We start from the raw sequence: 12,500 nt of genomic DNA on the forward strand, positions 1-12,500 counted from the left end.
ATGAGCGCCGATACCGTGTTACCGATGATCTGATGTTGCCTCTTATCGAAAAAGACGTTGAAGCCGGACAATTCGAACGCGCTGAACAAGTTGCTGAAAGCGCAAATACCTGGGTTGTCAGGGCAAGAGGTGTCTTTGCCGTTGCCAGCAAAACGTCGACTTCAGAAGCACGCAGGTTGCTAAATGAGCTGCATGAATGGGCCAGAAGCAATCACAGGATCAGAAATTTCGAATGGACAGCAAGCCGAACTGGCTATGATGTTTTCCGCTTGTGCGGCATAGGTGCAAAACAGGTTCAGCTGGGCTTTGTGGACGATGCGCATGCCACGTTGAAACAGGCTTACAGTCTGGCGAACAAGATGAGGTATAAAGCCAAGGCTGCGTCCTTTCTGTCCATCGCCGAGGCTCTGGATGGCACTTTGCCGAATGCGTATATCCGATAGGTCGCCCGCAATCACGGTTGGCCCGCCCAACACTGCAGGGAACTTTCAGGCCTGAAACCCTCCAAACCACAACAAACCTGAACCTTGTCAAAGACAGGTGGCCTGGTTTTCGAACCGCCTGTCTGAGTTTTCTCGGGGTGCCTAGCCTTTCAGAGCCAAGGTCACATCGGTCGATTGCAGCCTTTGGTAGGCGGACTTGAGTGCGCTGGTAAACGGCTCTGACCGCGACAGGTCATCGCCAAAAATTTCCGAAAGCGACAGCATCTTGTCGACGTAATCGGCGCCGTCCGTTTCCTGCACGATGGCTTCGATCCTGCTCGACATGGGATCGTTCAGCGGCAGAGAGGAGCCGGATTTCGAAACGCCGCGGCAATAGAACATCCACCCGGCAACCGCGAGCGCGGAAAGTGTCCAGGGGCTGCCGTCCTTCAGATGTTGCCGGATCGGCGCCAGCAGTCTTTGCGGCAGTTTCTGGCTGCCGTCGGAGGCGATCTGGGTGGTCTTGTGGTGAAGGGCGGTGTTTTCGAACCGCGCGATCAGGGCCTCGGCATAAGCCTTGATGTCGACACCGTCCGGGACAGTCAGCGTCGGGGCCTGTTCGCTCAGCATGAGATCCAGGGCGGCTTGCCGGAAAACGGGATCGGCCATGCAGCCGGCAATCGTTTCCTTGCCCGCCAGCGCGCCAAGATAGGCGAGAAACGAGTGGCTGCCGTTCAGCATCCGGAGTTTCATCTCTTCGAACGGGGCGACATCGTCAACGAATTCGGCGCTGGCCAGATGCCAGTCCGGACGCGCGCCCGCAAACCGGTCCTCGATCACCCATTGGCGGAACGTCTCGCACAGGATGCCGTTCCGGTCCTTGTGGCCAAGAGCGTTCTCCAGGGTCTCGAACGAGCTGTCCGTCATGGCCGGGGTGATGCGATCCACCATGGAACAGGGAAAGGTGCAATTGGTCTCGATCCAGGCCGCCAGGACAGGGGTCAGCCGCGCTGCGAAATCCAGAACCGCACGGCGGCAAAGCTCGCCGTTGGCGGGAAGATTGTCGCAGGACAGGATCGTCAAGCCGGCGAGACCGGCTGCCTGTCGCCGCCTGAGGCCTTCCACCAGCACGCCGATGGCAGTGGAAGGGGCTTCGGGCGTTGCAAGATCCTGCCGGATGCCGGCGTTGTCTTCGTCCAGCTTGCCGTCCTTCAGGCAATAGCCCTTCTCGGTGATCGTCAGCGTGATCACGGCAAGGTCCGGATCGGCGATCCGATCCGGCAGGGCATCGATGCCGTCGCGCTTGGGGTGGACGGTCGCGCAGATGGCACCGACCTGGCGCAGGGAGAGGTCATCGCCCGACATTTCGCCGACGGTGTAGATCCCGTCAGCCTCGTCAAGGCGCGTCAGGTCGTCGGCACCGGAATTGAGCCGGGTAACTGCAACGCCCCAGTCGCTTTTGGTCTGGCGCAGCATCTCGTCGTGAAACACCAGAACATGCGCCTTGGCAAAGGCACCAAAGCCGATATGCAGCAGGCGGATGCGCAGCTTTGTCCGGTCGTAATCAACCGTTTCCAGCGAGTGCTTGGTGCCGGTCATGACGGGCTCATCGCGAAGTTGATGGTGTCGCCCGCTTTCCGTGCGGTTCCGTTGACGGTCACCGCGCCGGTACCGGCCAGCCAAAGCGTGCCAGTGTCGAAGGCAGGTTGCCAGTTGCCGGACCTTTGCCAATCCAGCCGCACCGCATCTGCTGTCCGGGATAGGCAAAGCCGGGTCAGGCAGCTTTCCCCGTCCAGCGCCTCCACCGTGTCGCCGTCATCGTCGTAAAACTGCGAGTTCCGGTCCGGCGTCCCTTCGGGCTGCGGATAGATGCGCCAGACCCGGGATGTATCGGAAGACGGTGTTGCCCTGAGATTTGCGGCCGCCAGCGGCAGAACCGTGCCGCCCCGCACGAACAGCGGAATGGTGTCGAGGGCAACCGGCACCTCGATCACCTGACCACCTTCGTACCATGTGCTGCCGTCAAAGGCCCACCAGCCTTCTTGGTTGGCGGGCAGCGTGACGCGCCGGGACGTGGCGCCTTCCTCGACCACCGTTGCAACCAGAAGATCCCGGCCGAGCAGGAAGTCGAATTCGGCCTCGCGGCAGGCGGGGTCGTCCGCGTGATCCAGGAACAGGGGCCGCAGCATCGGCTCGCCCTCGGTCACGGCAAGATGCAGAAGGCTGTAAAGATAAGGGATCAACTGCGCCCGGAATTTCAGCGCATCCCGCACGAGCGGCGTGATTTCCGGATACATCCACGCTTCGTTGGCCGTGCCGTCGTCGTTCCAGGAATGGATGGTGAAACGCGGATGGAAGATGCCGTTCTGCACCCAGCGCAGGAACAGTTCCGGGTCCGGACGCGGGCCCGCAAAGCCGCCGACATCGTGGCCGATGTTGTAGAAGCCGGAGAGGCTGAGGCCGAGGCCCATGGGAATGTTCCAGCGCAGCGTGTCCCAGCTTGTGTAATTGTCGCCCGTCCAGGTTTGGGCGTAGCGCTGCGTGCCGGGGCAGGCGCAGCGGGAAATCAGATAGGGCCGTTTTTTGGGCTGATCGGCGACCTGGGCTTCATAGGACGCGCGCGTCATCAACTGGCTGTGCAGCGGCCGGATCAGATTGACCGGGATCGGCTTTCCGAAACCGGCACAGATGGCTTCGTCGTCCCACACTTCATATTCGTTGTTGTCGTTCCAGGTGCAGGCAATGCCTTTGGAAAACAGCTTTTCCTTCAGGTTTTGTTGCCACCAGGCGACAGTGTCCGCGTTGGTAAAATCAAGGTGGGAGCCATAACCGTCCCAGAAAGGCGATTGCTCGGGCGCCCCGGTTTCACTGTCGCGAATGAACAGACCCGCCTCCGCGACCTCCCCGAACATCGGGTGGTCGTCCAGAAGCACCGGCTTGATGTTGGCGATGAGGTTGATGTCGGCCTCGGCATAGGCCCGGGTCATGGTCTCCACTTCGGGAAAACGGTCGGTGTTCCAATGGAAGACGTACCGCTTGCCCTTGATGGCGGTATAGCCGGAGGACATCTGGAAACTGTCGCAGGGCATGTCTTCTTCCGACAGCTTGCCCAGGAACTCCATCAGCCGTTCCTGGGCGTTTTCGGAATCCGTATAGGCCATGGTCGAGCCGGAATAGCCGAGCCCCCAACGTGGCATGAAGGCAGTGCCACCGGTCAGACGGTGGTGCTGCTTGACGATATCCAGAACGCTCGGTGCCCAACTGAAATAATAGTCGAGATCCCCATCGGCTGCGCGGAAGGCCCGGAAGGGCAGGTGGTAGTTGTCCTTCTCGTTGCCGAGATCGAACCAGCAGGGGGCCAGCGTGTCGTAGTAAAGACCGACCGCACCTAGCGCCCCCTTGTCGGTGATGGTGAAGGGGATGTGCTTGTAAAGCGGGTCGGTCGAGCGCGCGTCGTAGCCCATGGCATCGAGATTGCGCATCTCGAACCGTTTGCCGTTGCGCTCGAGACTGCCGGATTTTTCGCCAAGGCCATAGTAGCGTTCATCCGGGTTGCGCCGCATGAAGTGGTGGTTGCGCTGGTCGCGCCGCCCGATCATGTAGGCGTCCTGCGGTCGGTCGCGGGCGATCTCCTGCCAGGGGGCTCCCTTCGCGGGCCGGCTCTCCCAGGCGAGGGCCAGTGGCGTGTTGATCGTCAGGCGCAGCGTGTCTGTTTCCAGAACCAGCCTGCCGTCCTGGTCCTCCAGATGGAAGTCGGGGCAGGAGAAGCCGGTAAGATCGTCGCGAGAGCGGCCTTCGAACGGCACGTCGCCCTCCGGTGCGATGGCCCAGGTCCGGTCCATCCGGTAAGCGCCGTCCTTCAGCAGGGTAACGCGAATGAGGGACTGTTCGAGAACCGTGACCGTGAGGCGGTGCCGGTTCTCGACTTCGAGAGCGATTCCGGCGCTGGAGCGGTCCAGGTAACGCCAGTTTTTAAGGGCTTTCATGACAGATCCTAGTAGCCGAGGAGAAGGCGCGGCAAGAACAGGCTGAGGGCAGGCACGTAAGTGACCAGAAGCAGAAGCGCGACCAGCACCACGTAGAAACCCATCATGGGTTTGAGAACCTGGCCGATCTTCACGCCGCCCACCGAGCAGCCGACAAAGAGCGCCGACCCGACCGGTGGTGTGCAGATGCCGATGCACAGGTTGAAGGTCATGACGACGCCGAAATGGACCGGGTCCATGCCGAGATCCTTCACCACAGGCAGGAAGATCGGGGTGAAGATCAGCAGCGCGGGGGTCATGTCCATGAAGGTGCCGACCACGAGCAGAGCCAGGTTGATGATCAGCAGCAGCACGAGCGGGTTTTCGGAAAGGCCCAGCAGCGTGTCGGAGATCGAATAGGGAATATCCGCAAAGGCCATGGCCTTGGACATGGCAATGGAACAGCCGATCATCAGCAGCACGATCGATGTCGTAACCGCACTTTCCAGAATGATGCCGGGCAGTTCCCGCGGTGAAATTTCCCTGTACCAGATCACACCCAGGAAGAGAGTATAGACCACGGCGACCGCCGAAGCTTCGGTCGCGGTGAAGATGCCGCCGATGATGCCGCCCATGACGATCACGATCAGACCGAGCGGCAGCATGGCGTCCAGGGTCTTGGCGATCACCTCCTGGCCGGTCGGCCGTTCGGCGACCGGATAGCCCCTGCGCTTGGCGATGATGCCGGCCACGACCATCAGGCTGAGCCCCATCAGGATACCGGGAATGTATCCGGCAACGAAGAGCGCGGCGATGGAGGTGCCGTTGGTGATCAGCGAATAGACGATGAAGGTTGCACTCGGCGGGATCAGCAGCCCTGTGGGGCAGGATGCGATGTTGACCGCCGCGCTGAAGGCCGGGTCGTAGCCTTCCTTCTTCTGCAGCGGAGACATGACACCGCCGACGGCTGCGGCTGAGGCGACGGCAGACCCGGAAATGGAGCCGAACATCATGTTGGCGATGACGTTGCAATGCGCCAGCGAGCCAGGCAGGCGGCCGGCCAGCACCTTGGCGAATTCGATCAGCCGCAGGGCAATGCCGCCCCGGTTCATGATGTTGCCTGCCAGGATGAAGAACGGGATCGCCAGCAGGGTGAAGCTGTCGAGGCCCGAGGCGACCTGCTGCGCGACGATGTAGACCGACTGGTCGAACGACATGAACAGAAGGAAGGTCGCGAAGGCTGCAAGTCCGATGGCGAAGGCAATCGGCACGCCCAGGATCATCAGAAAGGCGAATGTCCCGAACAGGACGAGGACAGATTGGATATCCATGAGATTACTCGTTCCCGGTCAGGTGTCAGTCCAGAGGGCCGCCGATGCTGGCGGTGTCGCCCTGATCGTTCGGGCCGCGGCCGGCGCGAAAGAGGTCGCCCAGAAAGGTCAGGCAGTAATAGAGAATGCAGAACCCGGAGAAGGGGATCGCGACATAGACAAGACCCATCGGCAGGCGCAGCGCTGGCGAAACCTGTTGGGTTTCCAGCGTGCGGCTGACCAGATCGAACCCGCCGTACACCATCACGATCCCGGCAAAGACCGCGATGGCGGCAATGATGCTGCAATTGACCAGAAGGCGCAGAACGCCGGTGGTAACGACAGGCAGCAGGTCGATGGCCAGATGACGGCGCTGGCCGAAGGTGTAGGCCGCGCCCAGCAGAGCAACCCAGATGAACAGGAAGCGGGCCATTTCGTCGGTCACCGTGCTTGGGCTTTGCAGCACGTAGCGCGAGACGACCTGCCAGACGACGCAGGCGACCAAAACGGTGAAGGCGGTGATGATGACAAGGCGCAGGATCATGTCCACGCCTTTGGTGATGACTGTCACGATATTCCTCCCGCGCAGGCCTCGTTTGTGCCGCGGCAACAGGCGCGGCGTGGGCTCCGACACCTTAAGACATGCGTCAGGAAATTAAATTGGTCAACCAATTTTCTAAAAAAGGTTGACTGATTTTGAAAATTGGACGAACAATTCGTCATCCGCGGCGGTCTGGCCTTGCAAGTCCCGCGGCCAACCGATCCGTTCCGCTCAGGAACGCAAGTCCTGCGGCCATAGCTGCAATTGGGAGGAAATCATGTCGAAATTCGTCAAGCTGGCGGCCGTACTGGCCGCGGGCGTCGTCGCTCTGAGCTCTGCTGCCAGTGCCAAAACGCTTCGCCTCAACCACAACAACCCGGAAGACCATCCGCTGCACAAGTCGATGCAGTTCATGGCTGATCGCGTTGAAGAGCTGACAAACGGCGATCTGAAAATTCGCATCTACGCCAACGCCCAGCTCGGCACCCAGCGTGAATCCATGGAGCTGATGCAAAACGGCACCCTGGACATGGCGCGCTCCAACGCCTCCGAACTGGAAGCCTTCGAAGAATCCTACGGCGCGTTGAACCTGCCTTATATCTTCGTCAGCGCGGACCATTATTACGACGTCCTGACCAGCGACATCGGCGCGGACATTCTCGTCTCGTCCGAAGACAAGGGCTTCATCGGCCTTGCCTATTACATCGAAGGTGCCCGCTCCTTCTATGCCAACAAGCCGATCCATTCCCCGGCCGACCTGAAAGGCATGAAGATCCGCGTTCAGCCGAGCCCGTCCGCCATTCGCATGGTCGAGCTGCTCGGTGCCAACCCGACCCCGATTGCCTGGGGTGAGCTTTACAGCGCCCTGCAGCAAGGTGTTGTCGATGGCGCGGAAAACAACCCGATCGCCCTGACCTCGGCTCGCCATGGTGAAGTGTCCAAGTTCTATTCCGATGACGGTCACACCATGATCCCGTCCGTCGTGATGATCTCCACCAGCTCCTGGAACGATCTGACCGACGAGCAGAAGGAAGCGATGCACACGGCCGCGCGCGAGTCCATGGATTTCCACCGCAAGCAGTGGGACGCCATGAGCGCGGAAGCCGTCGAGACCGCCAAGAATGAGCTTGGTGTTGAGTTCGTCGAAGTGGAAAAGGGTCCGTTCATCGAGGCCGTTCTGCCGATGCATGAAGAAGCGGCGGCCAAGTCTCCGGTCGTTGCCGAACTGATCGAGCGCATCAAGGCAGCCGCGAAGTAACACCCCTCAACACCTGAAAGTCCCGCCGGAGACCCGACCGATGCTCGAACGTTCCCATCTTGCCGACAACGCCTTGCAGGCGCTGCATGACGAAGACTACGACGTGCCCTTCAACACGCAGTCTTTGAACCATGACGGCTTGATCTTCATTGGCGGGCGGGCATCGGAAAGCCTCGATGGCGAGTGGACTTTCTGCGTTGATCTTCTCGACACCGGCCTTCGGCAGAAATGGTTCGCCATGCTGCCGGAGGCCCCCGAGGACCGCACGGAACCCTGGGACTATGATCCCTACATGGGTGAAACGGTGCCGGTGCCTTCCAACTGGGCGATGGTGAAGGAGAAATGGTATTTCTTCGAAGGCAGTGCCTGGTACACGCGGCCTCTCGACATTGAGGCCGTCGACACGTCCAAACGCCAGTTCCTGAGGTTTGGCGCAGCAAGTTATGACTGCAAGATCTTCCTCAACGGCGAATTCCTGGGCAACCACTACGGTGCTTCGACGCCCTTCTGCGTCGAGCTGACGGGCAAGCTGAAAACCGGTCGCAACTGGATCATGGCTTGCGTCAACAACACCCGCACGCGGGACCGCGTGCCGATGCGCAACACCGACTGGTTCAACTACGGCGGGCTCTACCGGGAGGTTTCCTTTTTCGAAACACCCAGGACCCTGATCAAGGAAGTCTTTGTCTATCTGGTACCGGACGGCACCTATTCCACCCTGAGGGCAGAGGTGACGGTGGACGGTCCTGAGGCAGAGGCCGCGACCCTGTCCATCCCCGATCTCGGCGTCGAACAGGTCATTACGCTGGATGCCGATGGCAAGGGCGTGATCGACATTCCCGCCCGGCCGCAGCTCTGGAGCCCGGAAGCGCCTGTTCTCTACGATGTCAGTCTCGCTTGCGGCGAAGACCGGGTGAACGACCGGATCGGCTTTCGCCAGATCGAACGCAAGGGGACCGATATTCTTCTCAACGGGGCGCCCTTGTTCCTGCGCGGGATTTCCGTGCATGAGGACGATGCGACGCTCGGCAAGGTGACGACTGAAGAAGATCTGCGCCGCCGGTTTGAGCATGCGCGAGACCTCGGCTGCAATTATCTGCGCCTGGCGCATTATCCCCATCATGAGCGGGCCGCACAGATTGCGGACGAACTCGGCTTTTTGCTTTGGGAGGAAATTCCGGTCTACTGGGCCATCGACTTCGCCAATCCGGCAACATACCGGGATGCTGAAAACCAGCTGTCCGAACTGATCAAGCGCGACCGCAACCGGGCAAGCGTTGTCATCTGGTCTGTCGGAAACGAAAATCCGGACACCGATGACCGTCTCACCTTCATGAAAGGCCTGGCGGAAACCTGCAAACGCCTGGACCCGACACGGCTGACGTCAGCCGCCTGCCTTGTGAACCATGCCCGCAACCGCATCGAAGACAGGCTGGCCGCCCATATCGATATCATCGGCCTCAACGAATATTACGGCTGGTACGAAGAGAATTTCGACGACCTTGCGGCAATTGGAGAGAACTCGGACCCGGACCGTCCGGTGGTGATCTCGGAAACCGGCGCCGATGGGGTTATCGGCGAAAAGGGCCCCAGGTCCGGTCTGTTCAGCGAAGATTATATGGCCGAAGTCTATAGAAAGCAGATCGCAACGCTGCGCGAACTTGACTATATCAAGGGCATGTCGCCGTGGATCCTTTACGATTTTCGTGTCGAGCGGCGCCAAAACATTTTCCAGAACGGCTATAACCACAAGGGGCTGATTGCCGCCGACAAGAAAACCAAGAAAAAAGCATTTCATATCCTGGCCGACTATTATCGCGAGATTGCAACGGCCGGGGAGGGTGCAAGGAAGGCCTCATGACCAGCGATCCTGCAAAGCGCCGGTACCAGGAAATCGCCGAACTTCTCGCAAGGCGTATCGAGGAGGAGGGCTACAGGCCCGGCGACAAGTTTCCGACCGAGCGGCAGATTTCCGTGGAACTCGGCATCAGCCGGTCCCTGGTGCGGGAAGCTTTTATCGTTCTGGAAATCGAAGGCTATCTGGATGTGCGCAAGGGCTCCGGCAGCTATGTGGCGGCCGGCGAAAAGATTTCGTTGCATATTCCGAAAGCCGATTACGGCCCCTTTGAATTGCTGCAGGCCCGCCAGCTTCTGGAAAGCAGCATCGCCGGCTTTGCCGCCACCACGATTACCAAAAGCGACATCATTCATTTGCGTGAGACGCTAGATCTGGAGCGCAGGGCAATCGAGAATGGCGAGGAAGACTATACCGCCGACAGGCAGTTTCACCGGCAGATCGCCGAGGCTACCCAGAACAGCGTTCTGGTCGACCAGGTGGAAGACCTTTGGAACAAGCGCGAAAACAGTTCCATGTGGGCGCGGCTGCACGACCGTATCTTCGATCTCAGCTACCGGGCCAAATGGCTGGACGACCACGCCGAGATTCTGGAAGCGCTGCGCCATCGCAATTCGGACAAGGCCCGCCAGGCCATGTGGCAACACCTGGAAAACGTGCGCCTGACTCTGCTTGAACTTTCCGATGTCGGTGACCCGGATTTCGATGGTTACCTTTATACGCCAGCGCGGGCCGCGCCCTGAGGGCCGCCTTGTCATCTGTGACGGACAACAAACCTTTTCCTAACGCAAAACGCTTCAGCGATAACAACAAGAAAGACTTAAGGCGATGATCGAGAGCTGGCGCTGGTTCGGACCGCAGGACCCCATTTCCCTGAGGGATATCCGCCAGACGGGAGCACGCGGCATCGTCACCGCCCTGCATGACATGCCGAACGGGTCTCTGTGGCCGGAAGAGGAAATCGCCTCCCGCCGCAGCATGATCGAGGCGGCTGGTCTGACGTGGACCGTGACCGAGAGCATTCCGGTGCATGAAGACATCAAGACCGGCGCTCCGGGATGGGAAAAACTGGCGTCAAACTGGGCGGAGACGGCACGGGCGCTGGCACGCCAGGGCATCAAGACGATCTGCTACAATTTCATGCCCGTGCTGGACTGGACCCGGACGGACCTCGATTACGAACTTGAAGACGGGGCGACCGCCCTGCGGTTCGAATTTGCGGCCTATGCCGCATTCGACCTGTTCATCCTTCAGCGCGAGGGCGCTGAGGCCGACTACAGCGAGGCGGACGTTGCCCTTGCCGAAGAGCGGTTCGCGCAAATGTCCGGTGATGAACGGGACAGGCTGACCGCCAATATCATTGCGGGGCTGCCCGGTTCGGAAGAAAGCTACACGCTTGATACGTTCCGCGAGCACCTGGCCTCTTATCGCGGTATCGGCCGGGAAGAGCTTTTCCGGAACCTTCAGAACTTTCTTGAAATCGTCGTGCCCGCCGCCGAGGAAGAAGGCGCCGTGCTGGCCATCCATCCGGACGATCCGCCACGTTCGCTCTTCGGGCTGCCACGGATTGTCGGCTCGCTTGAAGATCTGCAGCGCATCGCGGGCATGAGCCCGTCGAGTGCCAACGGCTTTACCGTGTGCACCGGCTCGCTCGGTGTCAGTGCCGGCAATGATATTCCCGAAATCATCGATGCGTTGGGCGAGCGGATCCACTTCGCCCATCTGAGGGCGACGAAGCGCGAGCAGGACCCGCGCAGCTTTCACGAGGACGCGCATCTCGAGGGCGATATCGACATGGTTGCGATCATCCGTGCACTGCGGCGCGTTGAACGTCAGACTGGCCGGGTGATCCCGATGCGGCCCGACCATGGGCACCGCATTTTGAACGATCTCAATGGTGTGTCGACGCCCGGGTATCCGGCAATCGGACGGCTGCGCGGATTGGCGGAGCTGCGCGGAGTGACACGCGCCGTGGATGCTCTGGACACCTTCAGTACGGCGGTGGAATAGGTCTTTCGGGCTGGGCGGGGAGCTTGACCGGGGGCCGGTTCAGGTTACATCCCTCTGCTGGGGTTGTGCCCCGACAGACGTTACGGCGGAGGCGATGGAGCCGGTGATGCCTGAAAGCCCGGAGACCTTTATGGAAATGAATGGCGATTACCTTGCCGAGGATGGACGCGATGTCATCCTCATAGAAGGGCTGAAAGCCGCGGCGCAGATCGGCATTCTCGACAGCGAGAAAAACCGCACGCAAACCGTCTGCTTCGATATCGAGATGCGGACGGTGGCCGGCTACCGCCGGATTGTGCGCGAAACCGGCGCCTTCGTCTCTTATGCCGACGCGGTTGAATTCATCCAGCAGAAAGCGGCGTCCGGCGGCCACATTGATCTGGTCGAGGACTGGGCCGAAGCCGTTGCGGAATTCGTTCTGACGAATGAGCTGGTTGAAGACGTCAGCGTGAAGGTCACCAAGCCGGACATCTTCGAGGAAGCTTCGGGTGTCGGCATTCGCATCCGGCGCCGCCGGCCGCCCAGGTGACCTTGCCCTCCTGCCGCTTTTGCCTATCTGCCCAGAAACCTGCCTGATCCCGTCCGGCGTTCTGCCGGGCAAGAGGTTCGACACCGGGAGCCCCGCCTCACATGATTTCCGCCGACCGCCTGCTGCCACTCTGGCTCAAGTATCGCGACGCCCTCGAAGCGCCGATTAGAACCTTCGAATTTGAAAAGTTCGGCCGCAGGTTCGAGGACCGAACCTATCAGATGGGCGTCTTGAACCTGTCGCCGGACAGCACCTATCGCGAAACGGTCTGCCACACCTTCGAGGCGGCGGTCTATCGCGGCCGGCGCATGACGCTGGAGGGCGCGGCGATGGTCGATATCGGCGCGGAGTCGACCGGCGAGACCGCAGACATCGTCGCGGCCGAACGGCAGATTGACCACATGCGGCCTGTTGTAAAGGCTCTGGCCGAGGAAGGCATTCTCATTTCCGTCGAAACCTATCATCCGGAAGTGGGCGTTGCCCTGCTGGAAGCCGGCGCAGGGGTGGTCAACCTCACGGGGCGGGTGGATGACCCGGCTTTCTATGAGGCGATCGCCAAACATCAGGCCGGTATCGTCCTGTGTTACACGCCGGGCAAGAATGCCCGTTC

Annotated in this window: 11 protein-coding genes (1 of these 11 running past the window's edge); 7 read left to right on the top strand and 4 right to left on the bottom strand. The window is 60.4% G+C overall.

Annotated elements, in window-relative coordinates:
- Window positions 1-443: hypothetical protein (locus tag SIAM614_RS29705; RefSeq protein WP_006940418.1), on the top strand; the 443-nt coding region annotated here is incomplete at its 5' end.
- A 141-nt stretch (window positions 444-584) separates the two neighbouring features.
- On the opposite strand, the gene SIAM614_RS29710 is transcribed toward SIAM614_RS29705, so the two are convergent.
- From SIAM614_RS29710 to SIAM614_RS29725, 4 genes are read right to left on the bottom strand one after another with little or no spacing between them, the layout of a single operon-like run.
- Window positions 585-2,021 carry a mannitol dehydrogenase family protein gene (locus tag SIAM614_RS29710; protein ID WP_006940419.1) on the bottom strand — a complete coding sequence of 479 codons (1,437 nt, stop codon included), beginning with the start codon at window positions 2,019-2,021 and terminating at the stop codon, window positions 585-587.
- Window positions 2,018-4,408 (bottom strand): glycoside hydrolase family 31 protein, encoded by a 2,391-nt coding sequence (locus SIAM614_RS29715; protein WP_006940420.1) that lies wholly within the window; start codon window positions 4,406-4,408, stop codon window positions 2,018-2,020. The genes SIAM614_RS29710 and SIAM614_RS29715 overlap by 4 nt, the downstream gene beginning before the upstream one ends.
- Window positions 4,409-4,416: 8 nt before the next feature.
- Window positions 4,417-5,718 (bottom strand): TRAP transporter large permease, encoded by a 1,302-nt coding sequence (locus SIAM614_RS29720; RefSeq protein WP_006940421.1) that lies wholly within the window; start codon window positions 5,716-5,718, stop codon window positions 4,417-4,419.
- Window positions 5,719-5,743: 25 nt separating this feature from the next.
- Window positions 5,744-6,268 carry a TRAP transporter small permease gene (locus SIAM614_RS29725; protein ID WP_085956421.1) on the bottom strand — a complete coding sequence of 175 codons (525 nt, stop codon included), beginning with the start codon at window positions 6,266-6,268 and terminating at the stop codon, window positions 5,744-5,746.
- A gap of 247 nt (window positions 6,269-6,515) precedes the next feature.
- Here SIAM614_RS29725 and SIAM614_RS29730 point away from each other — a divergent pair, with 247 nt between their 5' ends.
- The 6 genes from SIAM614_RS29730 to SIAM614_RS29755 form a co-directional block, all read left to right on the top strand.
- Window positions 6,516-7,496, top strand: coding sequence for a TRAP transporter substrate-binding protein (locus SIAM614_RS29730; protein WP_040441528.1), 981 nt, complete (start codon window positions 6,516-6,518; stop codon window positions 7,494-7,496).
- A gap of 40 nt (window positions 7,497-7,536) precedes the next feature.
- Window positions 7,537-9,357 (top strand): glycoside hydrolase family 2 protein, encoded by a 1,821-nt coding sequence (locus SIAM614_RS29735; RefSeq protein WP_006940424.1) that lies wholly within the window; start codon window positions 7,537-7,539, stop codon window positions 9,355-9,357.
- On the top strand, window positions 9,354-10,094 hold the full coding sequence (locus SIAM614_RS29740; RefSeq protein WP_006940425.1) for an FCD domain-containing protein: 741 nt from the start codon (window positions 9,354-9,356) through the stop codon (window positions 10,092-10,094). Before SIAM614_RS29735 ends, SIAM614_RS29740 begins: the two co-directional genes overlap by 4 nt.
- 85 nt (window positions 10,095-10,179) lie before the next feature.
- Window positions 10,180-11,361: a mannonate dehydratase gene (uxuA, locus tag SIAM614_RS29745; protein ID WP_006940426.1), complete on the top strand. Its 1,182-nt coding sequence runs from the start codon at window positions 10,180-10,182 to the stop codon at window positions 11,359-11,361.
- A 106-nt stretch (window positions 11,362-11,467) separates the two neighbouring features.
- Window positions 11,468-11,890: a dihydroneopterin aldolase gene (locus tag SIAM614_RS29750; RefSeq protein WP_157140175.1), complete on the top strand. Its 423-nt coding sequence runs from the start codon at window positions 11,468-11,470 to the stop codon at window positions 11,888-11,890.
- 101 nt (window positions 11,891-11,991) lie between these two features.
- Window positions 11,992-12,500: the 5' portion of a dihydropteroate synthase gene (locus tag SIAM614_RS29755; RefSeq protein WP_006940429.1), read on the top strand. 376 nt of this gene lie beyond the right edge of the window; 509 of the gene's 885 nt are visible here — the first part of the coding sequence; the start codon lies at window positions 11,992-11,994; the stop codon falls past the right edge of the window.

Origin of the sequence: Roseibium aggregatum IAM 12614, assembly GCF_000168975.1 — a bacterium.
In the GTDB taxonomy this organism is placed as follows: domain Bacteria; phylum Pseudomonadota; class Alphaproteobacteria; order Rhizobiales; family Stappiaceae; genus Roseibium; species Roseibium aggregatum.

What these genes read in the sequence shown, in the direction of transcription:
- SIAM614_RS29710 (WP_006940419.1), bottom strand. Translation starts at nt 2,021, where the DNA reads ATGACCGGCACCAAGCACTCGCTGGAAACGGTTGATTACGACCGGACA.
- SIAM614_RS29715 (WP_006940420.1), bottom strand. Translation starts at nt 4,408, where the DNA reads ATGAAAGCCCTTAAAAACTGGCGTTACCTGGACCGCTCCAGCGCCGGA.
- SIAM614_RS29720 (WP_006940421.1), bottom strand. Translation starts at nt 5,718, where the DNA reads ATGGATATCCAATCTGTCCTCGTCCTGTTCGGGACATTCGCCTTTCTG.
- SIAM614_RS29730 (WP_040441528.1), top strand. Translation starts at nt 6,516, where the DNA reads ATGTCGAAATTCGTCAAGCTGGCGGCCGTACTGGCCGCGGGCGTCGTC.
- SIAM614_RS29735 (WP_006940424.1), top strand. Translation starts at nt 7,537, where the DNA reads ATGCTCGAACGTTCCCATCTTGCCGACAACGCCTTGCAGGCGCTGCAT.
- SIAM614_RS29740 (WP_006940425.1), top strand. Translation starts at nt 9,354, where the DNA reads ATGACCAGCGATCCTGCAAAGCGCCGGTACCAGGAAATCGCCGAACTT.
- uxuA (WP_006940426.1), top strand. Translation starts at nt 10,180, where the DNA reads ATGATCGAGAGCTGGCGCTGGTTCGGACCGCAGGACCCCATTTCCCTG.
- SIAM614_RS29750 (WP_157140175.1), top strand. Translation starts at nt 11,468, where the DNA reads ATGCCTGAAAGCCCGGAGACCTTTATGGAAATGAATGGCGATTACCTT.